The sequence below is a fragment of the Azospirillum sp. UENF 112521 genome (assembly GCF_058780665.1).
Genome location: NZ_JBSNCI010000005.1, coordinates 697,984 through 723,772 on the forward strand (window position 1 = coordinate 697,984; position 25,789 = coordinate 723,772).

Below are 25,789 nucleotides of genomic sequence, written 5' to 3' on the forward strand. Positions count from 1 at the left end.
CTATCTTGCGGCGACGCTTTGGTTCGGCATTTGATCCGGCAGGGCGACCATTTCAAGGATCAGTTTCTGCCGCAATGCCGCGACGAAGCTGTCCTTGTCCATGGCGCTCTTCACGAAGCTGCCCGGTCCGCCGATCACCGATTCCTCGAAATACTCCTCCAGCCAGGGGAATTCGTCGAGGATGGCGAGGCCGTTGACGGTGATTCCGCGCTTCGTCACCCGGTCGCGCGCCTCGGCCGGTTCGATCCCGGCATTGGAAAACCCGTTGGACACCAGATCGATCACCTGCCGCGGCGCCTTGCCTCCCCGGTCGAACAATTTCGCCGCCTCGACGAGGGCGCTGCCGATGGCGGTCGAGTCGCCCTGGAAGCCGCGGGGCAGGGCGTCGATGCGGTCGGCGAAGCGGCCGGCATCCTCCGGCTTGTCCAGCGCGGTCCAGGGTATCAGCACGCGCAGGCTGTTCGGCCCGGAATAGGCGGCCAGCGTCACCCGCGCCCCGGCCGAGGCCAGCGCGTCGGCAACCGCCGGATCGCGGAAGGCGGCGGCATGGCCCTGCAGCTGGAATTCCAGATCGCCGGTGGTGATCGAGGCCGATCCGTCGAGCGCCAGGACCAGCGCCACCCCCGCCTTTCCCTCCGTCCCGCCGGGCGGGGCGGCAAGCGCCGCTCCGCACAGGCCGAGCAGGGCGACCAGAAGGGCGATCACGGCACGCGGCATTCCCATCGGCACTCCCTCAGGCGTCAGCCCCGCTCAGGCATGCGAGAGGGCGTGGCGCACCACCTTCACCATCACCGACGGCAGGGCGTGATCGCCCAGCCGGTCCACCGGCACCCAATTGCCGTCGGCCAGATGCCAGTCGGCACCGGCTTGGCCGACGACCACCTCAAGCTCCAGGTGAAAATGGGTGAATGTATGGCGGACCATGCCGGGCAGCCGGCGCCAGCGGGCGGGCAGGGGCTGCTGCGCCGCCACCGCCGCCTCGCCGGGCAGCTCCGGCCCCCAGGATGTGGACGGCACCTCCGCCATGCCGCCCAGCAGCCCTTCCTCCGCCCGGCGGCGCAGCAGGACGGAGCCGTCGGGGTTCAGCAGCCAATAGGCGACGCCGCGCCGGGTCGGCTTCTCCGCCTTGGCGACCTTGCGCGGCAGGGTTTCGGCGATGCCGGCGGCGCGCGCCTCGCAATAGTCCGCCCATGGGCACAGCATGCATTTCGGCTTGCGCGGCGTGCAGATGGTGGCGCCCAGATCCATCATCGCCTGGGCGTAGTCGCCGGGCCGGACGTCCGGCGTCAGGGTGGCGGCCAGCCGGCGCAGCGTCGGCTTGGCATTGGGCAGCGGCTCCTCCACCGCGAAGATGCGGGCGATCACCCGCTCGACATTGCCGTCCACCACGGTCGCCTTGCGGCCGAAGGCGATGGCGGTGATTGCCGCGGCGGTGTAGGCGCCGATGCCCGGCAGCTCCAGCAATTCCGCCTCGTTGCCCGGGAACCGCCCGCCATGAAGGTCCACCACCGCGCGGGCGCATTTGTGCAGGTTGCGCGCCCGCGCGTAGTAGCCGAGCCCCGCCCAGGCGACCAGCAGGTCGTCGAGCGGCGAGTCCGCCAGATCGCGCACGGTCGGCCAGCGTTCGGTGAAGTTGCGGAAATAGGGTGCCGCGGCGGGGACGGTCGTCTGCTGCAGCATGATCTCCGACAGCCAGACCCGGTAGGGATCGGCGGTCTCCCCCGGCTTGGCGCGCCAGGGCAGGTCGCGGCGGTGGCGGTCGTACCAGGACAGCAGCCGCCGGGCGGCCTCGATGGAATCTGGAATCATGATGGAAGAAATAGAGGGTTCGGAGCGTCTGGGGAAGGGAGTGGGCAGGTGCCCGTCCAAGCGTCCGTCCGGGTGTTCGGCCAATCCCCGGCCCAACCCCGCTGGCCGGGCGCTGGGCATCGGCCCACGCTTGCGCTAGGGTGCCGCCAACCCACATGACCCGGAACCGGTCGCCAAGGCCGGGGCCGCACAGGAGTGATCGCAGAGCATGAGCGGACCGCGTCGCATCGGCCAATCCGTTCCGGAGGTCGCCGGCAAGGTGCTGGGCAAGCGCGGGCTTGCCTTCGGTGCGCTGATCACCGACTGGCCGTCCATCGTCGGCCAGCAGCTGTCGCTGCGCACCGCGCCCGACAAGCTCAGCTTTCCCCGCGGCAAGCGGGAGGAGGCGACCCTGCACATCCGCGCGATGGGCGCCATCGCGCTGGAGTTGCAGCATCTGGAACCGCAGATCATCGAGCGCATCAACAGCTTCTTCGGCTATCGGGCGGTGGCGAAGATCAAGCTGATCCACGCGGCCCTGCCGTCCACGCCGTCGCCGGTGGTGCGCCCGCGCGCCCTGACGATGGACGAGGAGATCGGCATCACCACCACCACGGCGACCATCGAGGACGAGGAGCTGCGCGCCACGCTGGAACGCTTCGGCCGCTCTCTGATGGCCCGGCCGAAGCGGGCTGCGCGCTAACCGGCCTGCTGGACGCACCCTGCTGGACGCAGCGGTGCGTCATTGTCTATACGTCAACATCTGGTAGGAACGAGGGCAAAGTGAACCGCAAAATTCTGGGAATCGCCGGTCTTCTGGCCATTGGCTTCACCGCCGCGTTCGGCACCGCGATGACCGCGGCGCCGTCGGCGGCACAGGCCGCGGCCACCCTGCCGCCGGTGTCGGAGCTGATGGCCGACCGCGTGATGGGCGATCCGAAGGCGCCGGTGACGATCCTCGACTATTCGTCGATGACCTGCCCGCACTGCGCCCATTTCCACACCGACATCCTGCCGAAGATCAAGGAAGCCTACATCGACACCGGCAAGGTGAAGCTGATCTTCCGCGACTTCCCCTTCGATCAGGCGGCGCTGAGCGCCAGCATGCTGGCCCACTGCGCCCCGGCCGAGCGCTACTATCCGCTGACCGACGTGCTGTTCAAGAGCCAGGCGACCTGGAGCCGCGCGTCCGACCCGGCCAAGGCGCTGGGCCAGTACGGCAAGCTGGCCGGCATGAGCCAGGAGACCATCGACGCCTGCCTCGCCAACAAGGAGCTGGCCGACGCCATCCTGAACAGCCGCCTGACCGGCCAGAACCAGTACAAGGTCGAAGCGACCCCGACCTTCATCCTGAACGACGGCAAGGCGCGCATCGAAGGCGCCCAGTCGTTCGAGGAATTCTCCAAGGCGATCGACAAGCTGCTGAAGTAAGAGGTGGCCGTGTTCGGGGCCAGCTCGGCCCCGGATGCGGCACCTCATCCAAGCCCGGTACACCGAAGGTTCTTATCCCAGTGCAGTTCACGCGTCTCCGCCTGTCGGGCTTCAAGTCTTTCGTCGATGCCACCGACCTGGTCATCGAACCCGGCATGACCGGCATCGTCGGTCCCAACGGCTGCGGCAAGTCCAATCTGGTGGAGGCGCTGCGCTGGGTGATGGGCGAGACCTCGGCCAAGCGCATGCGCGGCGACGACATGGACGACGTCATCTTCGGCGGCACCTCCAGCCGGCCGGCGCGCAATCTGGGCGAGGTGACGCTGGCGGTCGACAACCGGTCGCGCACCGCGCCCGCCGGCTTCAACGAACATGACGAGCTGGAGATCACCCGCCGGATCGAGCGCGGGTCCGGGTCCGACTACCGCATCAACGGCAAGCTGGTGCGGGCGCGCGATGTCCAGCTTCTGTTCGCCGACAACGCGTCGGGCGCCGGCTCCCCGGCGCTGGTCAGCCAGGGCAAGGTGGCGCAGATCATCTCCGCCAAGCCGCAGGACCGCCGCGCCCTGCTGGAGGAGGCCGCCGGCATCACCGGCCTGCATTCCCGCCGGCACGAGGCCGAGCTGCGGTTGAAGGCGGCGGAGACCAACCTGACCCGTCTCGACGACGTGATCGGGGCGATGGATACCCAGCTGCAAAGCCTGAAGAAGCAGGCGCGGCAGGCATCCCGCTACCGCAACCTGTCCGACCAGATCCGCAAGGCGGAGGCGGTGCTGTGGCATCTGCGCTGGCTCGCCGCCCAGGAGGAGCGCGCCCGCGCCCATGCCGCCTTCGCAGCCGCCGAGGCCGAGGTGCGCGACCGCATGCTGGCCGTCAACCAGCTGGCCGCGCGCCGGACCGAGGCCGCCGCCGGCCTGCCCGAGAAGCGCCAGGACGAGGCGCGGGCCGCCTCCGCCCTGCAACGGTTGGTGATCGCCCGCGAACAGCTGGACGCCGAGGAGAAGCGCGTCGCCGACCAGCAGCGCGCCCTGGAGGCGCGGCTGCGCCAGATCGCCGGCGACCTCGGGCGCGAGGAGGCGCTGGCCGCCGATGCCGGCGAGGCGCTGGCCCGGCTGATGGCCGAGCGCGACCGGCTGATCGAGGCGCAGGCCGACGAGGAGATGCTGGAGGAAGCCGCCGGCGAGGCTCTGGCCGAAGCGCGCGAGCAGGTCGATGCGCTCGACCGCGAGCTGACCCGGGTGACCGAGGCGGTCGCCACCGACGAGGCCCGCCGCGCCGCCACCCAGCGTCAGGCCGCCGAACTGGAGACCCGCGCCGCCGGCCTCGCCAAGCGGTTGGCCGAGCAGCAGGCCCAGCGCGCCGCACTGGAGACGGAGATCGCCGCCCGCGCCGACCTGTCGGAGGCAGAACTGGCGGTCGAACTGGCTGACCAGCGGCTGGAGCAGGCCCGCGACGCCGCCGAGGCCGCCGAACTGGCGAAGGCGGAGGCCGAGCCGGCCCAGTCCCGCGCCCGCGAGGCTCTTTCTGCCGCCGACAGCGCCCGCGCCCGGCTGCGGGCCGAGGAACGCGCGCTGGCCGAACTGCTGGAAGCCGGTGCCGGCGGGCAGTTCCCGCCGCTGGTCGATGCGGTGACGGTGTCGCCCGGCTATGAGGGGGCGCTGGCCGCCGCGCTGGGCGACGCGCTGACCGCGCCGCTCGACACGGCGGCCCCGGTGCATTGGCGCATGCTTCCCGCCTATGAGGCGGCAGCACCGCTGCCGGCCGGTGCCGTGCCGCTGTCGAACCATGTGCAGGGCCCGCCTGCCGCCGGCCGCGCGCTCGCCCACATCGCGGTGGTCGCCGACGCCGCCCAGGGTGCGGCTTTGGCGGCGACGCTGGCGCCCGGGCAGGTGCTGGTCAGCCGCGACGGCGGGGCGTGGCGCTGGGACGGGCTGACCGTGCAGGCCGGCGCCCCGACTGCCGCCGCCATCCGCCTGAAGCAGCGCAACCGGCTGGCCGAACTGCGCGGCGAGCTGGAGCTTGCCGAGGAACAGGTCGAGCTGGCGCGCGAGGCGTTGGACGCCGCCAAGCGGACGGTCGAGGAGGCGGCCCAGGCCGACCGCCGCGCCCGTGACGCCGTGCGCGACGGCTTCGCCGCGCTGAACGCCGCCCGCGACCGCCATGCCAAGCTGGCGCGCGAGGCCGACGCCGCATCCACCCGCCTCGCCGCGCTGGCGGAGGCGGTGGAACGGCTCGCCGCCGAGGAGGGCGAGGCCGCCGCCCGCCGCGACGAGGTGCTGGAACTGCTGGAGCAGCTGCCCGACCCGCGCGAAGGGCGCGAGCAGGTCAACGACCGGCGCACCGCCCTGGCCGAGCGCCGCGCCGTCCTGGCCGAGCGGCAGAACGCGCTGGACCGGCTGACCCGCGAGGCCCAGGCCCGGCGCCAGCGCCTTGCCGCCATCCAGTCGGAAACCGCCTCCTGGGACACCCGCTCCGCCGGGGCCGGGGGACGCGTCGCCGAACTGCGCCAGCGCGCCGCGGAGGCCGACAGCGAGATCGCCCTGCTGTCCGGCCGCCCGGCGGAGATCGCGGCGGAGCGCCAGGACCTTCTCGACCGCATCGCCCTGGCCGAGCGCGACCGCAAGCGCGCCGCCGAAGCACTGACGGAGGCCGAATCCCGTCTGGCCGCGACCGAGCAGGCGCTGCACGATGCCGAAGCGGCGCTGGCCGACGGGCGCGAGGCGCGCGCCCGCGCCGAAGCCGCGGTCTCCGCGGCGCTCCAGCAGGAGCGCACCCTGACGGAGCGCATCGCCGAACGTCTTGACTGCCGGCCGGAGGACACCCGTGCCGCCGCCGACCTCGACCCTGCCGAACCGATGCCCGATGCGGGCGCGGTGGAAGCGCGGCTCGACAAGCTGACGCGCGAGCGCGAGAACATGGGGCCGGTCAATCTGCGCGCCGAGATCGAGGCGGAGGAACTGGAGGCCCAGATCGGCGGCCTGAACGGCGAGCGCGAGGATCTGACCGCCGCCATTGCCCGCCTGCGCCAGGGCATCGCCAGCCTCAACCGCGAGGCGCGCGAACGTCTTGTCGCCAGCTTCGACGTGGTCAACCGCGACTTCCAAGAGCTGTTCACCCGCCTGTTCGGCGGCGGCAAGGCCTATCTGGAGCTGGTCAACGCCGAGGACCCGCTGAATGCCGGACTGGAGATCTACGCCAGCCCGCCGGGCAAGAAGTTGCAGGTCCTCTCGCTGCTGTCGGGCGGCGAGCAGGCGCTGACGGCCTTGTCGCTGCTGTTCGCCGTTTTCCGGTCCAACCCGGCGCCGATCTGCGTGCTGGACGAGGTGGACGCCCCGCTGGACGAGGCCAATGTCGGCCGCTTCTGCGATCTGGTCGAGGACATCGCGCGGCAGGGCGACACCCGCTTCCTGATCATCACCCACCACCGCCTGACCATGGCCCGCGTCGACCGCCTGTTCGGCGTGACGATGGTGGAGCGGGGCGTGTCGCAGCTGGTCAGCGTGGATCTGAGCAGGGCGGAGGAGCTTCGCGGGGTGGCGTGACGGGAAGGGGGCGACGGTGGCTTTCCGCGCTCATCCCCCCCGCTTCCACACCGTCGTCTCGATGTAGCGGCTCGCCAGGAACCGGTAGGTCTGCTTCTGCAACGCCTCCACCTTGGGGGAGCGCTCCATCGAGATGTCGTCCCAGCCGCGCAGCAGGTCTTCCCACTCCAAGAGCTTGGCGCGCAGATCGTCGCGGATCTTGCGGATGAACTGGATGGTGGGGTGGAAATTGCGCAGCGCGCCGACGATGTCGCCGGTCTGGGCGTCGGCCTGATCGAAGATCATGTCGTATTCGCGCACCGGCTTGCGGATCAGCCCCTGCATCCGGTTCAGTTCGCTGCAGAAGGTGCGGTCGGTGCGGTAGATGGTGGCGAGCTTGCCCATCGCCTGCTCGATGCGGCGGATGTGCCGGAAGCGGTCGCGCAGCGCCTCGATGTAGGACAGCTCCTGCGCCAGATCGTCGATGCGGTCGGTCAGGTACTGTTCGGGGTTGTTGGTCAGTTTCAGCCGCTCGGCGATCTTGGCGAAGGCCGCCTTCATCTTCTCCTGCGTCTGCGGGTCGTCCAGCAGCTGTTCCAGCTGCGACTGGTCGGAAACGATGATCTCGTTGCCGGTGAAGGACGAGACGATCTGCATGGTCAGCCGCCCCTTGGCGGCGATGCGGTGCTTGTCCTCCACCGACCAGGAGGCGCGGCCGTCCAGCAGCTCGCCGGGGATTTCCTCGCCCGGCCGGATCTGCTTCACGAAGGCCAGACCCTGTTCGATGACCTCCAGCAGGCGGGCATCGTGGGTGCCGTCCTCGATCTGGAAGGACTCCATCAGGGTGGGGAAGGCCAGCGCCACCTTCAGGTCGCCCAGCAGCATGTTCAGCACGGGATCCTTGCTGTTCGGATCCTGGCAGAAGAAGGCGCCGGGCAGGCTGAAGACCTTGTGCTGGAAATCGAAATGCGTGTCCCGCATCGGCTGGACCAGGACATTCTCCTGCGCCGCCTTCTCGGCGATGGCGGCGTCCGGGGCAGCGTCCGGGGCGGCGTCCTTGCCCGGTGCGGCATCCGAAGAGGGGGGAGTCTCGTCGCTGCTGGAGATGTCGGTCATGGGTGGGGGCGGTACTCGGCGGGGGACGGAGGTGGATGCGTGGAGGCCATGGATTGCTTCCCCAGCCTACAGCAGATCACGCAGACGGAACCACATCATTGCGAGGACCAGCGCCGGGGTGCGGAAGCGCCGTCCGCCGGGGAAGGGGGTGTGGGGGATGCGGGCGAACACGTCGAAGCGCCCGGCGGTGCCGCTCACCGTCTCCGCCATCAGCCGCCCGGCCATGCCGGCCAGCGCCACGCCATGGCCGGAATAGCCGTGGGCATAGAGCGTGGTGGGCGACAGCCGGCCCAGATGCGGCATGCGGTTCATGGTGATGGCGACCCGCCCGCCCCAGAAATACTCGACGCGGGCGTCCTTCAGATCCGGATAGATCGCCAGCATCTTCATCCGCATCGCCTGTTTCAGACCCGGCCCGTCCACTCCGGAATAGCTGACGCCGCCGCCGAACAGCAGCCGGTGGTCGGCGGAGCGGCGGAAGTAATCCAGCGAGAACTTCATGTCCGACACCGCGATGTTGGTCGGCAGCAGGGTCCGTGCCCGCTCCTCGCCCAGCGGTTCGGTGGCGATCATGTAGGTCGCGACCGGCATGATGGTGCGGTCCAGCGCCGGGGCCAGCCCGCCGAGATAGGCGTTGCCGGCGAGGATCAGGTGCTTGGCCGTCACCCGCCCGCGTTCGGTGCGGACCCAGGGCTTCGCCCCGCTGTCCATGGCCAGCACGCGGCTGTTCTCGAAGATGCGAACCCCGGCGGCATCGGCGGCGCGGGCGAGGCCCAGCGCGTAGTTCAGCGGGTGCAGATGGCCGCTGCCCTCGTCCAGCAGGCCGCCGATATAGGCGTCGCTGCCGACATGGGCACGGATGCCGGCGCGGTCCAGCCGCTGCACCCGGTCATAGCCGTACCCGTCGCGCATCTCCTGTTCCAGCGCCGCCACGTCCTGCATGTGGCGCGGCTTCAGTGCTGCATAGGCGAAGCCCCAGGTCAGGTCGCAGGCGATGGCGTGGCGCTCCACCCGCCCGGCCAGTTGGGCCTTCGCCTCCTCGCCGAACTCCCACAGGCGGCGGGCATCCTCCTTGCCGACCCAGCCCTCGACGGTCGCCATCGGCTTGTTGTAGCCGGTGATGATCTGTCCGCCGTTGCGGCCCGAAGCACCCCAGCCGCAACTTTCCGCCTCCAGCAGAACGACGTCGAAGCCGCGCTCCGCCAGTTCCAGCGCCGCGGTCAGGCCGGTGTAGCCGCCGCCGACGATGCAGACGTCACAGGCGGCCTCGCCCTCCAGGGCCGGGCGGTCGATGCGGGGGGCGGCGGAGGCCGCGTACCAGCTGTTCAGGTAGGAGGCTTTCGGCATGGCCGCAGTTAAGTCCGAGCCGATGGGGAGGTCAACGGAAAGGCGGATATTTCACCGAACCGTCATGCGGAACCCTCTGGCGCGTTCCGCCGGAACGGCGTCATAGTGTCGCTGTCGTCCACAGCACGGAGGGGGCTGCCCATAGTCCGGAGCGGTCCGCCATACCCATGGGTTTTATGGAAGACTTCATCAAGAAGAACCGCATTACCGAAGTCGAATGTCTTGTGCCCGACATGTCGGGCATCGCGCGGGGAAAGATCGTCCCCGCCGAAAAGTTCCTCCGCATCCTGCGCGACCGCGGCCTGCGCCTGCCCGAGGCGATCTTCGTCCAGACCGTGACCGGTGAATTCCCCGACGACGAGGACATCACCTCGGACGAGAATTCCGACATCTACATGATTCCGGACGAACGGACGATCCGCTTCGTCCCCTGGTACACCGAGCCGACGGCCCAGGTCATCACCGACTGCGTCTATGCCGACGGCAGGCCGGTCGACGTGTCGCCGCGCCATGTGCTGAAGCGCGTGCTGTCGCTGTACGAGGAGCGCGGCTGGAAGCCGCTGGTGGCGCCGGAGCTGGAATTCTTCCTGGTCCAGGTCAACAAGGACCCCGATTACCCGCTGGTCCCGCCGGTCGGGCGCAACGGCCGGATGGAAAGCGGCCGGCAGGCCTTCGGCATCGACGCGGTCAACGAATTCGACCCGATCTTCGAGGCTGTCTATGATTTCTGCGAGAAGCAGGACATCGACATCGACACGCTGACCCACGAGGCCGGCGCCGCCCAGATCGAGATCAACTTCAACCACGGCGACGCGCTGGAACTGGCCGACCAGGCCTTCCTGTTCAAGCGCACGGCGCGCGAGGCGGCGATCCGCCACCAGATCTACGCCACCTTCATGGCGAAGCCGATGCAGGGCGAACCCGGCAGCGCCATGCACATCCACCAGTCGGTGGTCGATACCGTCACGGGCCGCAACCTGTTCAGCAATCCCGACGGCACCGACAGCGACCTGTTCATGGCGCACATCGCCGGGTTGCAGAAATACCTGCCTTATGTGATGCCGCTGTTGGCGCCCAACGTCAACAGCTACCGCCGGCTGGTGCCGAACTCCGATGCGCCGATCAACGTGCATTGGGGCCGCGACAACCGCACCACCGGCCTGCGCGTTCCCGTCTCCCAGCCCGACGCCCGCCGGGTGGAGAACCGGGTGGCCGGCGCGGACGCCAACCCCTATCTCGCCATCGCCGCGTCGCTCGCCTGCGGCTATGTCGGCATGACCCAGGGGCTGGAGCCGAACGACCCGATCAAGGGGTCGGCCTACCGCCTCGCCTTCACGCTGCCGCGCCACCAGTCGGAGGCGCTGACCAAGTTCAACGCCTGCAAGCCACTGAAGGAAATCCTCGGCGAACGCTTCATCGACGCCGTCACCTGCGTGAAGCAGACGGAGTACGAGGCCTACAACCGGGTCATCAGCTCGTGGGAGCGTGAGAATCTGCTGCTGAACGTCTGAGCCTTGGCGTCACGATTGAAAGGGCTGCCGGCGGGGACATCCGCCGGCAGCCCTTTTACGTATTTGGTTCCCTGTTCCTGCGCCAGTCCCGCTCGCCGATGTCCGTCCACTCCGTAGCGGGTCGCGCCGGCTGACCAGCCGTTCGTGAGCCGTCCCGCCCCGGAGATCCGAAAGTTCGGTCCGAAAGCCGGGTCCATCCGCGCCCCCCATCGCCCGTCCTACCCCGAGCGGTGCGATCCCCCTCGCCGGCCGGTCGCCGGGCACGGTGCTCTGCCACCACCGTGCAGCCCGGTTTTGGCGGATGCGCTTAAAAACGCAAGGTCGTCGTTCATCCCTTTATGGCCGCCGGCACACGTAATCGAAGACTTTCAAAGCAAAACCGCAGTGTATTTTCGACCCTGTGAGGAGAGGCAGGGGAAGATACGGTCGCCATGCGGCGGTTTGGCGCCGGCTGGGCGTCACTGCACTTTGTTATCTCCTTTGAAAATAGTCAAGGCACGGGGCCGTAGCTTTCGCGGGACATGGCGTTTCTGCCGCCGCGGCACGCCTTCGATTGCCTTGGCCGATTGCCCCGCCCGGGCGGATGAGCCGGAGCCGGGGCAGTGTCGCGACAAAAGTGATGGGCAACCGATGGATGGCCAAGCATGAGCATGCAACCTGCGATCCCGTCCCTTCGAACAGGCCTGCGAAGCGTTGGCTGGGTTCAGCGCAGCATCATTTTGGCGTCGCTGTTCATCGTGCTGACGACCGGGCTGCTGGGGCTGGCGCTGCACCGCGGCGGCCATGCCAGCAACCTGACCGACATCCAGAACCTGTTCGTGCTGGAGAACCCCGACCTGATCCCGGTCGACAGTTGGGACCCGATGATCGCCGCACTCGACTGGCTGCATGAACGGCCGGGCGAGAATGTCTATGACGGCGTGTTCTTCAAGCAGCACATCAAGTTCCAATATCCGGTGACCTCGCTGCTGCCGCTGGAGGCGATGAAGGCGCTGGGGGTGCTGAACCTCGTGGCGTTCGAGCGGGTCAACCTGCTGTTCGTGCTGGCGACCGCGGCCGGCATGGCGATCCTGGTGCTGGAGATGGCGGCGCGGCTGCGCCTGCCCGGCGCGCGGGACGACCGGCTGACCCAGGTGCTGCTGGGCGGCTTCGGCTTCGTCGCGACGCTGTGCTTCTATCCGGTTCTGAAGGCCTTTTCGCTGGGGCAGGTGCAGGTCTGGCTGAACGCCGCCTTCGTCTTCGCCTGCATCGCCCTGCTGCGCGACCGGCGGGTGCTGTGCGGAGCCCTGCTCGGCGCCTCGACGCTGATGAAGCCGCAGATGTCGCTGTTCCTCGCCTGGGCGGCGCTGCGCGGCGACTGGCGGATGGCGGCGGGCTGGGCGGCGGTCGTGGTGCCGGGGGTGGCGCTGGCGACCCTGGTCTACGGCTTCGCGCCGATGATCGATTACCTGGAGGTGCTGCTGTTCATCGGCCGGCACGGCGAGAGCTATCACGTCAACCAGACCGTCAACGGGCTGGTCAACCGCCTGCTGCACAACGGCAACAATCTGGAATGGTCGGCGGAGGCCTTCGCCCCCTATCACCCGGCGGTCCATATCGCCACGCAGGTTTCGGGCCTCGCCTTCGTCGGCTTCGGCCTGCTGTGGCGGCGGCGCGACCGCGGGGCCGAACGGATCCTGGCCTTCGTCGTCGCCGGCATCTGCTTCACCGTCGGTTCGCCGGTCGCCTGGGTGCATCATTACGGCATCCTGCTGCCGGCCTTCGCGCTCGCCTTCCTGATCCTGCTGGAGCCCGGGCTGCGACGTCCGGCCGGGGCGGTCACGCTGCTGGCGGTGGCCTATTTCCTGGCCGGCAACGTCCTGTTCTGGCCGGTCAACGCGCTGGCCGACAGCCCGCTGAACGTCCTGCAATCCTATCTGTTCTTCGCCACCCTGATGCTGCTGGGCCTGATCACTGTGCTGGCTCCACGGCACGACCGCGCCGCAGCAGCCCTGTGGGGCGTCGAGGGAGCGGTCGGGCGCGGTCATGCCCCGCCGGCCGAGGAGGCTGCGCCCTCCGTCGTCGCCCTCCCGCGTGCCGCCACTGCGACGCCGGTCCCGCCCCCGGTCGCCGAGGAGCCGCCGCTGTTCGTCGATCTCGACGGCACGCTGCTGAGGACCGACCTCCTCTATGAATCGCTGTTCGGCCTGATCAAGGCGCAGCCCTGGGCGGCGCTGCTGGTGCCGGTCTGGCTGGCCGGCGGCAAGGCGCGGCTGAAGGCGGAACTGGCCCGCCGGGTGGAGATCGACCCGGCCGGCCTGATCTACAACCCCGCCGTCCTGCAACGGCTGGAGGAGGAGCGCAGGCGCGGCCGGCGTCTGGTGCTGGCGACCGCCGCCCACCACCGCTATGCCGACGCCATCGCCCGTCATCTCGGCCTGTTCGATCAGGTGCTGTCCAGCAGCGACGGCCTGAACCTGAAGAGCGAGCGCAAGCTGGAGGCGATCCGGGCGCAAGTGCCGTCCGGCATCTTCGACTATATGGGCAATGACGAGGCCGATTATGCCGTCTGGCGCGCCGCCCGCCGCGGCATCGCGGTGGACGCCGCGGCCGGGGTGGTTCGCCATGCCGCCACGCTGTGCCCGCTGGAGACCATCGCCACCCCGCGCCGGCCGCGCCTGCTGCTGATCCTGAAGGCGCTGCGCCTGCACCAGTGGCTGAAGAACCTGCTGGTCTTCGTGCCGCTGGTGGCCGGCCAGAAGCTGGGGGAGGTCGGGCCGACCCTCCAGGCCGTCGCCGCCTTCCTCGCCTTCGGGCTGTGCGCGTCGAGCATCTATGTGCTGAACGACCTGCTGGACCTGCCGGCCGACCGCCGCCACCCGCGCAAGCGCCGCCGTCCCTTCGCGGCCGGCGACCTGCCGCTCGACCTCGGCCTGTCGTTGATCCCCGGCCTGCTGCTGGCCAGCCTCGTCCTGTCGCTGGTGGCGCTGCCGCCGCTGTTCCTGGCGGCGCTGGCGACCTATGCCGCCTCGTCGCTGTTCTACAACCTGTTCGCCAAGAACCGGGTGATCTGGGACGTGATGCTGCTGGCCGGGCTCTATTCGCTGCGGGTGCTGGGCGGCGCCACGGCGACGGCCATCGTCCCGTCCTTCTGGCTGCTTGCCTTCTCGATGTTCCTGTTCCTCAGCCTCGCCATGGTGAAGCGCTATTCCGAGATGGACAGCATGCTGAAGCTGGGGCTGGGGCAGGCGGAGGGCAGGGGCTATGTGACCGCCGACATGCCGGTGCTGCAATCCATCGGTGTGTCGGCCGGCTTCCTCTCGGTGCTGGTGATGGCGCTCTACATCAACAGCCCGGAGGTCGGGCGGGTCTATGACCAGCCGCAGGCGCTGTGGATCATCTGCCCGCTGCTGCTCTTCTGGATCGGGCGGGTGTGGCTGCAAACCCACCGCGGGCTGATGCACGACGATCCGGTGGTGTTCGCCGCGCGCGACAAGTGGAGCATCGCCATCGGGCTGGTCTGCGGCGCCGCGCTGATGCTTGGCCGGGCGTGAGCCGCCGCCCTCCATCCTTCCGTCATTTTCCCGGAGCCGCCATGCCCATCGCCGTCGTCGGACTGATCCTGCTGAGCGTCACCCTGTCCGCCATCGCACAGATTTCCCTGAAGATCGGCATGTCCAGCCCCGCGGTGTCGACCGCGCTGGCACGGGGGGAGGCCGGGCAGATCGCCCTGTCTGTGGTCGCCACGCCGCACATCCTGACCGGGCTGGCCTGCTACGGGCTGGGCATGGTGGTGTGGCTGGCGGTCCTGGCGAAGGTCGATGTTTCCATGGCCTATCCCTTCGTCGGGTTGGGCTTCCTGGTCACGCTGGCGCTCGGCATGCTGCTGCTGGGCGAGACGGTCAGCCTGACCCGCCTGATCGGCACGCTGCTGGTGGTTCTGGGCGTGGTCCTGACGGCGCAAAGTTAAGGTATCGTAAACCAAACCAAAGGTCCGGCCGCAAAACAGGAAGGCGCTGTGACAATAGTCGCAGCGCCTTATTCCGCATTGCACCAATATCTTTGGTACACGACTGTCTGCATGCCAATGAGTACCATGATATGGCGACGAGTTTCGTCACAGTATCTTTCAATTTGAAAATGGAATGACACGATTCGGGTATTGACCGGAAAAGATTGACGGGTATAACTGACGACATATTCGCGAGCATAAATACCAGGGCACGCAATTTTAAAGACAGGCGACCCGGGTTCCGGCCGGCAGGCCGTTGCCTTGGGAAAGGGTTTCCTTTGCCGGCCGCGACACTCTCTTGCGGGTTCCCCGGAACCCCTGGGGTCGCGGCCGGTCGCCATTTGCCAGCCCCAAGGTCTGGATCCAAAGGCCCGTGCGGACGGCTGCACCGCCGCCCGGCGGCATTTCCCCGGCGGCGATTCGCAGCGTTGGAGCCGGGTCTTCGCCCCGACCGGCCCGTTGCGACATTCGGTGTGTAGAGGATTGATTGCGCATGGCTTCGCGGAGATGGCCGCCGCCTGCAAACCAGTCCCGGAAACCAGCCCCCGACCACGACCCAAACCGTTGACAACATGGCCGGGCGTGGGTGCAATAGCGCCCGCGAGCCGGGCCAGCCGTTGGGATGTGGCGGTGCCCGCAACACACACGAACAGGTCGGGGCAAATCATGAAAAAACTCGCTCTCAGCCTCATCGGCGCGGTCGCGGCGATCGCCATCGCCGGCCCGGCGATGGCCCAGGCCAAGAAGCCGGTCAACATCTACATCTGGAACGATTATCTGGGTGAAACGACCCTCGCCGACTTCACCAAGGCCACGGGCGCTGAGACGAAGGTCGACCTGTACGACAGCCTGGAACTGCTGGAGCAGAAGGTGCTCGTCGGCAAGTCCGGCTATGACGTGATCGTGCCGACCGCGGAGCCGACCCTGTCCCGCCTGATCCAGGCCAAGGTCGTGGGCCCGCTCGACAAGTCGAAGATCCCCAACTACAAGAACCTCGACCCCAAGGTCCTGAAGCTGCTGGAGAATTCGGATCCCGGCAACAAGTACGCCGTGCCCTATCTCGGCGGCACCGTCGGCATCGCCATCATCCCGGAGAAGATCAAGGCCGTCGCCCCCGACGTGGCGCTCGACAGCTGGGACCTGATCTTCAAGCCGGAGGTGGCGAAGAAGGTCGCGGCCTGCGGCATCACCGTGATGGATTCGGCCATCGACGTCATCCCGTCGGTGCTGAACTATCTCGGCCTCGACCCGAACTCCGAGAAGAAGGAGGATCTGGACAAGGTCGAGAAGACGCTGATGGCGGTGCGCCCCTACATCAAGCGCTTCGTCACCGGTGAGAACATCAACATCCTCGCCGGCGGCGATGCCTGCGTCGTGATGGCCTACAACGGCGACGCCATCCAGGGTGCCGCCCGCGCCGCCGAGGCGAAGAGCGCCAAGGTCGAATACATCACGCCGAAGGAAGGCGTGCAGGTCTGGTGGGACACGCTGGCGGTTCCGGCCGACGCGCCGAACAAGGACGGCGCCTACGAGTACATCAACTTCGTGCTCGACCCGGCCAACATGGCGAACATCTCCAACAAGGTCAGCTACGCCAACGCGGTGCCGGCCTCGCTGGCGACGGTCGCCGACGACATCAAGTCGAACCCCGGCATCTTCCTGCCGGCCGACAGCAAGCTGAAGCTGTTCTCGCTGAAGCAGATCAAGCAGGCCACCGACCGCGCCCGCACCCGCGTGTGGACCAAGGTCAAGACCGGCAAGTAAGCCGGGCCCCCCTGAGAAGCGCCGCTCCATGGTGCTGGCCCGCCCCGGCCGATCCCCAGCGATGGGGAGCGGCCGGGGCGTTGTCATGAAAGAGGAAACCGGATGGCCGGTCAGCCAATTCGCAAGCCCACCCGCCTGGAACCGTGGCAGGACGCGGGCCAGACCCCTTATGTCCGCATCGAGAAGGTGACGAAGACCTTCGGCGATTTCGTCGCCGTGGACGAAGTCAGCCTGTCGATCTACCGCAACGAGTTCTTCGCCCTGCTCGGCGGCTCCGGCTCCGGCAAAACGACGCTGCTGCGCATGCTGGCGGGGTTCGAGCAGCCGACCGAGGGCAAGATCTACATCGACGGCGTCGATATGGCCGGCATCCCGCCCTATGAGCGGCCGGTCAACATGATGTTCCAGTCCTACGCCCTGTTCCCGCACATGACGGTGGAGCAGAACGTCGCCTTCGGCCTGAAACAGGACGGGGTGGCGAAGGCGGAGATCCGCGACCGCGTGACGGAAATGCTGGGGATGGTCCAGCTGTCGGCCTTCGGCAAGCGCCGCCCGCACCAGCTGTCCGGCGGCCAGCGCCAGCGCGTGGCGCTCGCCCGCTCGCTGGTCAAGCGGCCGAAGCTTCTGCTGCTGGACGAGCCGCTGGGCGCGCTCGACAAGAAGCTGCGCGAGCGCACGCAGTTCGAGCTGGTCAACATCCAGGAAAAGCTGGGCGTCACCTTCATCGTCGTGACCCACGACCAGGAAGAGGCGATGACCATGTCCTCGCGCATCGCGGTGATGAACCATGGCGTGATCGCCCAGGTCGGCACGCCGACCGAGATCTACGAATACCCGCACAACCGCTTCGTTGCCGAGTTCATCGGCTCGATCAACATGTTCGACGGCCGCGTCGTCTCGACCGAAGGGGACCAGGTCCTCGTCGCGTCGGAGGAGGCCGGCTGCGAGCTGCTGATCGCCCACGCCACCCCGGCGCCGGCCGGCTCGCCCGTCTCCGTCGCCATCCGGCCGGAAAAGATCGCCCTGTCGAAGGAGCCGCTGCCGGATGGTGACGGCCGCAACCGGACGACGGGCATCGTCCGCGAGATCGCCTATCTCGGCGACGTGTCGATCTATCTCGTGCAGCTGCCGACCGGCAAGACGGTGCGCGTCACCGCCCCCAACATCACCCGCCGCACCGAAATGCCGATCACCTGGGAGGACGAGGTGACCCTGACCTGGCGCCCCTTCGCCGGCGTGGTGCTGACCCAATGAGGACGGTCGTCTCCGTCCTCGTTTCCGGGCTCAGCCGGATCGGGCTGTGGGGCCGCGGCGTGGTCGTCGCCATCCCCTATCTGTGGCTGCTGCTGTTCTTCATGGTGCCCTTCCTGATCGTCTTCGGCATCAGCTTCTCCGAATCGATCATCGCCCAGCCGCCCTATTCGTCGCTGGTGGAGTGGCTGACCGACGAGGATGCCGGCACCTCCAAGCTGCAGATCCTGCTGAACATCAGCAATTATTTCCGGCTGGGCGGGGACGACCTCTACATCCTCGCCTATCTGAATTCGCTCAGGATCGCGGCGGTCACCACGTTGATGTGCCTCGCCATCGGCTATCCCATGGCCTATGCCATCGCCAAGGCCGATCCGGCCCGGCGCGGACCGCTGATGATGCTGGTGATCCTGCCCTTCTGGACCAGCTTCCTGATCCGAATCTATGCCTGGATCGGCATCCTCAAGGGCAACGGCGTCATCAGCAATCTGCTGGAATGGGCGGGCATCACCAGCGGGCCGGTCGAGATCCTCTATTCCGACTGGGCGGTCTATATCGGCATGACCTACTGCTATCTGCCCTTCATGGTCCTGCCGCTCTATTCGACCCTGGAGAAGATGGATCCCAGCCTGCTGGAGGCGGCGGCCGACCTCGGCTCCCGTCCGTTCAAATCCTTCCTGTCGATCACGCTGCCGCTGTCGCTGCCGGGGATCATCGCCGGTTCGCTGCTGGTCTTCATCCCGGCAGTGGGCGAGTTCGTGACGCCGGAACTGCTGGGCGGCCCGGACACGCTGATGATCGGCCGCGTGCTGTGGAACGAGTTCTTCGCCAACCGCGACTGGCCGGTCGCGTCGGCGGTGGCCATCGCGCTGCTTCTGGTCCTGGTGGTGCCGATCATGATCTTCCAGCATGTGCAGGGCAAACAGGCGGAGGCCGGGCGATGAAACGGTTCGGATTCCTGTCCTGGGCGCTGCTGTTCGGCTACGCCTTCCTCTATGTGCCCATCGCGCTGCTGGTCGTCTTCAGCTTCAACGAGTCGCGGCTGGTGACGGTGTGGAGCGGCTTTTCGACCAAATGGTATGGCGAACTGCTCCACAACGACGCCCTGCTGGATGCGGCGTTCCTGTCCTTCCAGGTGGCGGCGGTGTCGGCGACGCTTTCGGTGCTGCTGGGCACCTGCGCCGGGCTGGCGCTGACCCGCTTCGGGCGGTTCCGCGGCCGCACCCTGTTCGGCGGCATGATCACCGCGCCGCTGGTCATGCCGGAGGTCATCACCGGCCTGTCGCTGCTGCTGCTGTTCGTGGCGATGGAGCAATGGCTGGGCTGGCCCGACGGGCGCGGCGTCACCACGATCACCATCGCCCACACCACCTTCACCATGTCCTACGTCGCGGTGGTCATCCAGTCGCGGCTGGCCGGCATGGACGGCAGCCTGGAGGAGGCGGCGATGGATCTGGGCGCCCGTCCGGCCAAGGTGTTCTTCGTCATCACCCTGCCGCTGATCGCCCCGGCGCTGGTCGCCGGCTGGCTTTTGGCCTTCACCCTGTCGCTGGACGACGTGGTGGTGGCGAGTTTCGTCTCCGGCCCCGGTTCGACGACGCTGCCGATGGTAATCTTCTCCAGCGTCAAGTTCGGCATCAGCCCGCAGATCAACGCGCTGGCGACGCTGATGGTTCTGGTGGTGGCGGCCGGCATCTTCGTCGCCAGCATCGTCATGGCCCGCCAGGAACGGCAGCGCAAACGCGACGAACAGATGGCGATTCAGAACGGCTGAACGGCTTTTTGGAAGCGTTCCGCAGACCTAGCCATCCGCGCGCAGCAGACCTCTGCCGCCGCGGATGGCAATTGCCCGTTTCCTTTGCTATGTTGATGTCATCGTCAACAGCGAAAGAGGTCGTGCCATGCGCGCGCTCCTGTGGTTCCCCTTGTTGAGACTCGGATTTTTCAGTCCCGTTTCCACTGCCTATGCGACCACCCGTTCGGTCACCGCCCGCCGCGCCCTGCGCCCGCCGTCCGGCCTCTAGCCGGGCCTCATGCCGGACTCCTCTCCCGGCATGACGACGCGACGTCCATCCGCGTCTTTTTAAAATCCCGTCGCCGCAAGGCCACTCTGCACGACGCCCCTCTGCCATAACGCCAAGCACGCGCTGCGGCGGACGCGATTGCCAAAGGCGCGCTCCCGTGGTTAGGGTGGAGGGGTATGAAAAATGTCCCGGTCTCTTGCGGCGCGCTGACCGTTGTCTCGGTCCGACCGTTGTTTCGGTGTCGCGGCTGCGACGGGCAGAGGACTTTGAAAAAGGGTAGAGGGATCGACGCATGACGACACCGAACGCCCCGATGCCGACGGGTGAATGGACGGGTCAAGGCTTCCGCATGCCCGGCGAATGGGCCAGCCACAGCGGATGCTGGATGGCGTGGCCGTGCCGGCCGGAAACCTGGCCGGAGGGCGCTTTCGACGCCGCGTGCGACGCCTATGCCGAGGTCGCGCAGGCCATCTCCCGCTTCGAGCCGGTGACGATGGTGTGCGACCCGGCGGACGTGGCGGAAGCCTCGCTCGCCTGCGGTCCCGGCATCCAGATCCTGCCGCTGCCGATCAGCAATTCCTGGATCCGCGACACCGGCCCCAGCTTCGTCGTCGACGGCAAGGGTGGGCTGGCCGGCGTCCATTGGGGATTCAACGCCTGGGGCGGCAATTACGAAGGCAGCGACAAGGACCAGCAGGTCGGCCGCCTGATCCTCGACCATCTCAAGCTCCCCTGCATGTCCGCCCCGCTGGTGATGGAGGGCGGCTCCTTCCATGTCGACGGGGAGGGGACGCTGATCACCACCGAACAGTGCCTGTTGAATCCCAACCGCAATCCCGGCCTGTCGCGGGAAGAGATTGAGCAAAACCTGAAGAGCCATCTCGGCGTCGAGACGGTGATCTGGCTGGGGCAGGGCTATCAGGACGACGAGACCGACGGGCACATCGACGAGATCGCGCTGTTCGTGCGTCCGGGCGTGGTGATGGCGATCACCACCGACGATCCCGGCGACCCCAATTTCAAAATCTTCCAGGACAATCTCGACCGGCTGAAGCGTGCCCGCGATGCGAAGGGCCGCGAACTTGAGGTCATCACCATCCAGCAGCCGGCCCGCCGCGACGTGAACGGCGTGCGCCTGACCCTGTCCTACACCAACCTCTACATCGCCAACGGCGGCATCGTCATGCCGGCCTTCGAGGATCCGGCCGACGACGAGGCCTTCCGCGTCGTCCGCAAGGCCTTCCCCGACCGCGAGGTGGTGCAGATCGCAGCGCTCGACATCGTCCGCGGCGGCGGCGGCATCCACTGCATCACCCAGCAGCAGCCGCTTCCCTGACGGGCCCGATCATGGTTTGGCGACCCTCGCCGCCGTGACGGGGCAGGCGAGGGAACGTGGCGGCGCGGCCGGTGTTCATGTCGGGCATTCTCCCTTCCGGAAAGCCCGACGATCATGGCCGAGGACACCGCCCGCCGGCTGCAGGCACGCCCCATCGCGGTGACGAAGGCCGCTCCACCCGTCTCCACCCAGAACGATCCTGCTGATCATCACGCTGATCGTGGTGACGCTGTATCTGGCGGCGGACATCCTGATGCCCATCGCGCTGGCGGTGCTGCTCAGCTTCGTGCTGACGCCCATCGTCACCCGGCTGGAGCGCTGGCGTCTGGGCCGCGTTCCGTCGGTGCTGGCGGTGGTGGCGCTGCTCTTCCTCGGCATCATCGGCTTCGGTGCGGTGGTGGGCAGCCAGCTGGGCGATCTGGCCGACAATCTGCCGACCTACCAGCGCAACATCCACACCAAGATCGAGTCGCTGCGCAGCGCCACCGCCTCGGCCGGCGACCGCGGCGCGCTGAAGCAGGCGACGGATGCCTTCCGCGACCTGCAACAGGAGATCGAGCGCGCCACCGCCGGTGCCGCGGCCAACCAGCTGCCCGGCGCCGGTCCGGCGCCGCAGGCCGGCGCGCCTGTGCACCGCGAGCCGGTCCCGGTGCGCATCGACCAGTCCGACACCGGCGTCTTCGACCTCGTCAGCCGGGTGCTTGGCCCGGCGATGACGCCGATCGCCACCGCCGGCATGGTGCTGGTCTTCACCATCTTCATGCTGTTGCAGCGGGAGGATCTGCGCGACCGGATGATCCGGCTGGTGGGTTCCGGCGACCTCAGCCGGACGACGGAGGCGATGAACGACGCCGGTGAGCGGGTCAGCCGCTATCTGCTGATGCAGGTGGTGGTGAACGTGACCTACGGGCTGCCCATCGGCGTCGGGCTCTGGCTGCTCGGCGTGCCGAACCCGCTGCTGTGGGGGCTGCTGGCGACGGTGCTGCGCTTCATCCCCTTCCTCGGGCCGGTGATCGCCTCGGCCTTTCCCATCCTGCTGTCCTTCGCGGTCGACACCGGCTGGACCCTGCCGCTGCTGTGCATCGCCCTGTTCGTGGCGGTCGAGCTGTTCTCCAACAATGTGGTCGAGCCCTGGCTCTACGGAACGGCGACCGGCCTGTCCTCGCTCGCGATCATCGTGGCGGCGGTGGTGTGGACGACGCTGTGGGGCCCGGTCGGGCTCTTGCTGGCGACGCCGCTGACCGTCTGCCTCGTGGTGCTCGGCCGCCATGTGCCGCAGCTGCATTTCCTGGAGGTGATGCTGGGCGACCGCCCGGTCCTGCCCGACGAGGCGAAGATCTACCAGCGCCTGCTGGCCCGCGATCCCGCGGAAGCGACGGAACTCGCCGAGGAGCGGCTCGGCAAGTCCACTCCGCTGGAACTGGCCGACGGACTGCTGCTGCCCGCCCTGTCGCTGGCCGAACAGGAGCGCCAGCGCGGTTCCCTCAACCCGGACGGGAGGCAGGCGGTGGCCGAGGGCATGGCGGGGCTGCTGGACGAGTTGTCGGATGCAACCGCGCCTGCCGAGAATGCGCCGCGCGTGCTCTGCGTCGGGGCCCGCAACAATCTGGACGAGGCGGCGGCCGGGCTTCTCGCCTATCTGCTGGCGGGACGCGGCATCCATGCCGATGTCGTGCCCTGCGAGAAGGCATCGACCCGCTCCATCGCCAGCCTCGGCACCACGGGGGTGGATGCGGTGGTGCTGTCCTCGCTCAACCCGTCGGCGCTGGGCCATTGCCGGCGGATGATGCGCCGCCTGCGGATGCATTTCGGCCCGCGCGTGCCGATTCTGCTCTGCCTGTGGAGCGCCCATCCGGAATCCGAGGTGCCGGAGCGGGCCAGCGCCGAGACCGACGCCACTCTGGTCGCCACCGGGATGGCCGGGGCTCTGGCGCAGCTGGAGGAGCTGAACATCGGTGCCGTGCCGGTGCCGGACACGGTTGCCGAAGCAGCACCTTCCCCGACCTAGGCTGCTGCCGCCCAGCGGTTGCGTCCGGCGCGCTTGGCGATGTAGAGCGCGTCGTCGGCCGCCTGGATGCAGGTGTCGGCGGTCTGCCCCTGGCGATAGGACGCAACGCCCAGGCTGAGCGTCACCGTGATGCTGCTGTCCTGGTGGGCGAACGGATGGTGGGCGATGAGCTGGCGTAGTTTTTCCGCGACGGTTTCGGCCTGGATCTGATCGCTGCCGGGCAACAGGATCAGGAATTCCTCTCCGCCCCAACGGGCGCACAGGTCGTGCAGGCGGAGGTTCCGGCGCAGCAGGCCGGCGGTCTCCACCAGCACATGGTCGCCGGCGGCATGGCCGAAGGCGTCGTTCACGTCCTTGAAATGGTCGATGTCCAGCATGATCAGGGCGAAGCCGCTGCCGTTGCGGCCGACGCGGCACAGCTCCGCCTCCAGCCGCTCCATCATCTGGCGGCGGTTCGGCAGATCGGTCAGCGGGTCGGTCTGCGATGCGGCGTGCAGCGTGCGCGCCATCTGGCGGGTGTCGGTCTGCATGCGGTCGCTGATCTTGGCGATCTTGGTCAGCTGCCGCATCAGCTTCATGTGGTCGTTGGCGAGCGCGCGGAACTCCTGCATCAGCGGATGGCCGGCATAATCCTCGTTCGCCGCAAGACGGTCGACCCAATCCTGAAGCCTCTGTTCCTGCAGCATCATGCCCATCGTTCCCCGCCGCAAGGCCCAGCGCCTGGGCAAGCCCGTTACCGTCGTGCCGTCGGAATTGTCGACCTCGGAGTCGGCAGCCCCTGTCATTGCGACGTCTCCGGTACCGGAACCGCCGCCGAAGCCGTTGCCGCCGTGGACATCGCTGCCCGCGCCACCGGCAGCCGGACGGTGAAGGTCGAGCCCTGGCCCGGCTCGCTCGCCACCGAGATCCCGCCGCCATGGGTATCGACGATGCAGCGGGCGAGGTGGAGGCCAAGCCCGGCCCCGGTCGTCCCCGCCGCGTTGGAGGCACGGAAATACTTGTCGAACAGCCGCGCCGCGTCGGCTGCGTTGACACCGATCCCCTCGTCCGAGATCCGCACCGTCACCTGACCGCCCGCGCCGCCTCCGCAAGGGCTGCCGGCGGCACCGTCGCCGACCGAAAGGTCGAGGCGGATCGTCCCCCCGTTCGGCGAGTATTTGACAGCGTTTTCCATCAGGTTGGAGAACACGACCGCCAAAAGGTCGCGGTCGCCTGGAATCGGCACCGGAAGGTCCAGGCCGTGCAACTCGAACCGGTGGCCGGTGGCGGTCCCTGCCATCTCGCCCGCCAGCGTGGTCAGCATCGCCGCAAGGTCGAAGGCCACTGGCCGCGCCTTCGCGGCGCCAAGCCGTTCGTTGGTCAGGCAGCGTTCGATCAGGTGCAGCATCCGCTGGACCGCGTTGCGGATCTACCGACCCGCGGCATCGCCGAAACCGGCAGCTTCGGCTCCAGCTCCAGCATCTGCGAGGCGCTGTCGATGATCGCCAACGGCGTGCGGAATTCGTGGCTGACCATCAGCACGAACTGCCGCTGCTGGCGCGTTATCTCCTTGGTCTCGGTCTGGAGACGGTCACTGATCTTGGCGATCTTGTGAAACTGGCGCAAAAGCTTGCCATGCCGCTCCGCCAGCGTCTGGAATTCCGCCAGCAGCGGGTTGTCGGCATTGGCCGGATCCTCGGCCAACCGTGCCACCCATTGACGAAGCTCCTGTTCCTGTGAGCGCATCGGCATTTCGGGTACTCAGCGCGCCATCAATGGGCCAGAATTTCAAACGGCAGAGACACGTCCTCGGCAAACTCCTCCGCCATGTCGAGGGCGCGGTCGTTGTCGCTGTCGTAATGCCAGCGCACCGACACCGTCTGGCCCTGCTGGTGGGCGCCGTCCAGCATTTCCAGCACGTCGATCATGCATTTGATGCTGCTGGTGTTGAGGTAGCTCAGCCCGATGTCCAGCACCACTGCCGGCGCGGGGGTCTTCAGATAATCCTCCAGCCAGTTGAACACCGGCGCGTAGAAATCGAAGGAGTTCTCCGGATAGGATTCGCCTTCGATGCGCAGCAGTCCGGCCGCCGGATCGAAATCGATCAGGGGAGAGCAGGAGGTTGCCTCGATCCGCAAACTGTCCATTATGTGTATTCCGTGATTTCTTATAGCTGCACTTCAAGGCTGAAGAAGAAATAGGTGTCATCCACCGCGCGCAACGAATATTCCAGCGGCCGGGTGGCCTTGCGCGCCATGTCGATCAGGCCCAGCCCGGCGCCGCTGGCGCCCGCCTCGCGCGGCTTGCGCGACTGTTCCTTGTAGACCGCCTTCAGGCCGGCCTTGTCCAGCCCGCGCAGCTTCTCCAGCATCGCCGACAGGCCGGGGACGTCGTCCGCCTCCACCAGATTGCCGGAGCTGACCACGTAATGGTCATGCTCCTTGCCGATCACCACGATGCCGCTGTTGGCCGGGATCGGCCGGCCCAGCGCTTCCCGCGACGCCGTGTAGTTGCGGACATTCTGCGCCTGCTCCACATAGACGGAGAAGACGTCCATGATCGCCGACTTTTCGATCCGCTCATTTTCCAGATGGTTGCGGACCGCCTTGCCCAGCTCTTCGATGACGCTGTGGCTGAAGGGGCCGCTGAAGCAGATCAGCAGCTTCTGCCGCGACAGCAGCTCCTGAAGGTTGAAGAGTTCGTTGCCTTTCATCGGACCTTG

Annotated in this window: 21 protein-coding genes; 12 read left to right on the forward strand and 9 right to left on the reverse strand. The window is 67.8% G+C overall.

Annotated features, from left to right (window positions below):
- Both ACWPN8_RS28015 and mutY read right to left on the reverse strand, forming a co-directional pair.
- The gene (locus ACWPN8_RS28015) at positions 1-717 is read right to left on the reverse strand and encodes a DUF1194 domain-containing protein (RefSeq protein ID WP_109450967.1); all 717 of its coding nucleotides are present in this window, start codon (positions 715-717) and stop codon (positions 1-3) included.
- A gap of 33 nt (positions 718-750) precedes the next feature.
- Positions 751-1,809: an A/G-specific adenine glycosylase gene (gene mutY, locus ACWPN8_RS28020; RefSeq protein ID WP_109450969.1), complete on the reverse strand. Its 1,059-nt coding sequence runs from the start codon at positions 1,807-1,809 to the stop codon at positions 751-753.
- A 208-nt stretch (positions 1,810-2,017) separates the two neighbouring features.
- Between mutY and ACWPN8_RS28025 the strand changes: the two genes are divergently transcribed.
- From ACWPN8_RS28025 to smc, 3 genes are all read left to right on the forward strand, one after another.
- Positions 2,018-2,491 carry a DUF721 domain-containing protein gene (locus tag ACWPN8_RS28025; protein ID WP_109047699.1) on the forward strand — a complete coding sequence of 158 codons (474 nt, stop codon included), beginning with the start codon at positions 2,018-2,020 and terminating at the stop codon, positions 2,489-2,491.
- An 80-nt stretch (positions 2,492-2,571) separates the two neighbouring features.
- Complete coding sequence (locus ACWPN8_RS28030; protein WP_247873244.1) at positions 2,572-3,219, forward strand: DsbA family protein; 648 nt, start codon at positions 2,572-2,574, stop codon at positions 3,217-3,219.
- Between the two features lie 80 nt (positions 3,220-3,299).
- Positions 3,300-6,761, forward strand: coding sequence for a chromosome segregation protein SMC (smc, locus tag ACWPN8_RS28035; RefSeq protein ID WP_492243124.1), 3,462 nt, complete (start codon positions 3,300-3,302; stop codon positions 6,759-6,761).
- Positions 6,762-6,791: 30 nt separating this feature from the next.
- On the opposite strand, the gene ACWPN8_RS28040 is transcribed toward smc, so the two are convergent.
- The gene (locus tag ACWPN8_RS28040; protein WP_492243125.1) at positions 6,792-7,856 is read right to left on the reverse strand and encodes a hypothetical protein; all 1,065 of its coding nucleotides are present in this window, start codon (positions 7,854-7,856) and stop codon (positions 6,792-6,794) included.
- A gap of 66 nt (positions 7,857-7,922) precedes the next feature.
- Positions 7,923-9,203 carry an NAD(P)/FAD-dependent oxidoreductase gene (locus ACWPN8_RS28045; RefSeq protein WP_492243126.1) on the reverse strand — a complete coding sequence of 427 codons (1,281 nt, stop codon included), beginning with the start codon at positions 9,201-9,203 and terminating at the stop codon, positions 7,923-7,925.
- A gap of 167 nt (positions 9,204-9,370) precedes the next feature.
- Between ACWPN8_RS28045 and ACWPN8_RS28050 the strand changes: the two genes are divergently transcribed.
- The 9 genes from ACWPN8_RS28050 to ACWPN8_RS28090 all read left to right on the forward strand — a co-directional run bounded on the left by ACWPN8_RS28050 (position 9,371) and on the right by ACWPN8_RS28090 (position 23,088).
- Entirely contained in the window at positions 9,371-10,714 is a 1,344-nt protein-coding gene (locus ACWPN8_RS28050; protein ID WP_108549038.1) for a glutamine synthetase family protein, read from the forward strand.
- 644 nt (positions 10,715-11,358) lie between these two features.
- Positions 11,359-14,247, forward strand: a complete 2,889-nt coding sequence (locus tag ACWPN8_RS28055) for a UbiA family prenyltransferase (protein ID WP_492243127.1) — start codon at positions 11,359-11,361, stop codon at positions 14,245-14,247.
- Between the two features lie 41 nt (positions 14,248-14,288).
- Positions 14,289-14,663, forward strand: a complete 375-nt coding sequence (locus ACWPN8_RS28060; RefSeq protein ID WP_109450976.1) for an EamA family transporter — start codon at positions 14,289-14,291, stop codon at positions 14,661-14,663.
- A 708-nt stretch (positions 14,664-15,371) separates the two neighbouring features.
- Complete coding sequence (locus tag ACWPN8_RS28065) at positions 15,372-16,469, forward strand: extracellular solute-binding protein (protein ID WP_452032267.1); 1,098 nt, start codon at positions 15,372-15,374, stop codon at positions 16,467-16,469.
- A gap of 102 nt (positions 16,470-16,571) precedes the next feature.
- The gene (locus ACWPN8_RS28070; RefSeq protein WP_109450979.1) at positions 16,572-17,723 is read left to right on the forward strand and encodes an ABC transporter ATP-binding protein; all 1,152 of its coding nucleotides are present in this window, start codon (positions 16,572-16,574) and stop codon (positions 17,721-17,723) included.
- On the forward strand, positions 17,720-18,664 hold the full coding sequence (locus ACWPN8_RS28075; protein WP_109450980.1) for an ABC transporter permease subunit: 945 nt from the start codon (positions 17,720-17,722) through the stop codon (positions 18,662-18,664). Before ACWPN8_RS28070 ends, ACWPN8_RS28075 begins: the two co-directional genes overlap by 4 nt.
- On the forward strand, positions 18,661-19,494 hold the full coding sequence (locus tag ACWPN8_RS28080; protein WP_492243128.1) for an ABC transporter permease subunit: 834 nt from the start codon (positions 18,661-18,663) through the stop codon (positions 19,492-19,494). Before ACWPN8_RS28075 ends, ACWPN8_RS28080 begins: the two co-directional genes overlap by 4 nt.
- 542 nt (positions 19,495-20,036) lie before the next feature.
- A complete protein-coding gene (locus ACWPN8_RS28085) occupies positions 20,037-21,080 on the forward strand; it encodes an agmatine deiminase family protein (protein WP_492243129.1) in 1,044 nt (347 codons plus the stop codon).
- 223 nt (positions 21,081-21,303) lie between these two features.
- Positions 21,304-23,088 carry an AI-2E family transporter gene (locus ACWPN8_RS28090; protein ID WP_492243130.1) on the forward strand — a complete coding sequence of 595 codons (1,785 nt, stop codon included), beginning with the start codon at positions 21,304-21,306 and terminating at the stop codon, positions 23,086-23,088.
- On the opposite strand, the gene ACWPN8_RS28095 is transcribed toward ACWPN8_RS28090, so the two are convergent.
- From ACWPN8_RS28095 to ACWPN8_RS28115, 5 genes are read right to left on the reverse strand one after another with little or no spacing between them, the layout of a single operon-like run.
- A complete protein-coding gene (locus ACWPN8_RS28095) occupies positions 23,085-23,873 on the reverse strand; it encodes a GGDEF domain-containing protein (RefSeq protein WP_492243131.1) in 789 nt (262 codons plus the stop codon). The genes ACWPN8_RS28090 and ACWPN8_RS28095 overlap by 4 nt on opposite strands.
- Positions 23,870-24,475 (reverse strand): sensor histidine kinase, encoded by a 606-nt coding sequence (locus ACWPN8_RS28100; RefSeq protein ID WP_492243132.1) that lies wholly within the window; start codon positions 24,473-24,475, stop codon positions 23,870-23,872. The genes ACWPN8_RS28095 and ACWPN8_RS28100 overlap by 4 nt, the downstream gene beginning before the upstream one ends.
- Positions 24,463-24,819 (reverse strand): histidine kinase dimerization/phospho-acceptor domain-containing protein, encoded by a 357-nt coding sequence (locus ACWPN8_RS28105; RefSeq protein WP_492243133.1) that lies wholly within the window; start codon positions 24,817-24,819, stop codon positions 24,463-24,465. Before ACWPN8_RS28105 ends, ACWPN8_RS28100 begins: the two co-directional genes overlap by 13 nt.
- 20 nt (positions 24,820-24,839) lie before the next feature.
- Entirely contained in the window at positions 24,840-25,214 is a 375-nt protein-coding gene (gene siaC, locus ACWPN8_RS28110) for a biofilm regulation phosphoprotein SiaC (RefSeq protein WP_109450990.1), read from the reverse strand.
- Positions 25,215-25,234: 20 nt separating this feature from the next.
- Entirely contained in the window at positions 25,235-25,780 is a 546-nt protein-coding gene (locus ACWPN8_RS28115; protein WP_492243134.1) for a SiaB family protein kinase, read from the reverse strand.
- Positions 25,781-25,789: the final 9 nt, after the last annotated feature.

Coding starts and splice junctions, on each gene's coding strand:
- ACWPN8_RS28015 (WP_109450967.1), bottom strand. CDS start 717: ATGCCGCGTGCCGTGATCGCCCTTCTGGTCGCCCTGCTCGGCCTGTGC.
- mutY (WP_109450969.1), bottom strand. CDS start 1,809: ATGATTCCAGATTCCATCGAGGCCGCCCGGCGGCTGCTGTCCTGGTAC.
- ACWPN8_RS28025 (WP_109047699.1), top strand. CDS start 2,018: ATGAGCGGACCGCGTCGCATCGGCCAATCCGTTCCGGAGGTCGCCGGC.
- ACWPN8_RS28040 (WP_492243125.1), bottom strand. CDS start 7,856: ATGACCGACATCTCCAGCAGCGACGAGACTCCCCCCTCTTCGGATGCC.
- ACWPN8_RS28045 (WP_492243126.1), bottom strand. CDS start 9,203: ATGCCGAAAGCCTCCTACCTGAACAGCTGGTACGCGGCCTCCGCCGCC.
- ACWPN8_RS28050 (WP_108549038.1), top strand. CDS start 9,371: ATGGGTTTTATGGAAGACTTCATCAAGAAGAACCGCATTACCGAAGTC.
- ACWPN8_RS28055 (WP_492243127.1), top strand. CDS start 11,359: ATGAGCATGCAACCTGCGATCCCGTCCCTTCGAACAGGCCTGCGAAGC.
- ACWPN8_RS28060 (WP_109450976.1), top strand. CDS start 14,289: ATGCCCATCGCCGTCGTCGGACTGATCCTGCTGAGCGTCACCCTGTCC.
- ACWPN8_RS28065 (WP_452032267.1), top strand. CDS start 15,372: ATGAAAAAACTCGCTCTCAGCCTCATCGGCGCGGTCGCGGCGATCGCC.
- ACWPN8_RS28070 (WP_109450979.1), top strand. CDS start 16,572: ATGGCCGGTCAGCCAATTCGCAAGCCCACCCGCCTGGAACCGTGGCAG.
- ACWPN8_RS28075 (WP_109450980.1), top strand. CDS start 17,720: ATGAGGACGGTCGTCTCCGTCCTCGTTTCCGGGCTCAGCCGGATCGGG.
- ACWPN8_RS28080 (WP_492243128.1), top strand. CDS start 18,661: ATGAAACGGTTCGGATTCCTGTCCTGGGCGCTGCTGTTCGGCTACGCC.
- ACWPN8_RS28085 (WP_492243129.1), top strand. CDS start 20,037: ATGACGACACCGAACGCCCCGATGCCGACGGGTGAATGGACGGGTCAA.
- ACWPN8_RS28095 (WP_492243131.1), bottom strand. CDS start 23,873: ATGACAGGGGCTGCCGACTCCGAGGTCGACAATTCCGACGGCACGACG.
- ACWPN8_RS28100 (WP_492243132.1), bottom strand. CDS start 24,475: ATGCTGCACCTGATCGAACGCTGCCTGACCAACGAACGGCTTGGCGCC.
- ACWPN8_RS28105 (WP_492243133.1), bottom strand. CDS start 24,819: ATGCCGATGCGCTCACAGGAACAGGAGCTTCGTCAATGGGTGGCACGG.
- siaC (WP_109450990.1), bottom strand. CDS start 25,214: ATGGACAGTTTGCGGATCGAGGCAACCTCCTGCTCTCCCCTGATCGAT.
- ACWPN8_RS28115 (WP_492243134.1), bottom strand. CDS start 25,780: ATGAAAGGCAACGAACTCTTCAACCTTCAGGAGCTGCTGTCGCGGCAG.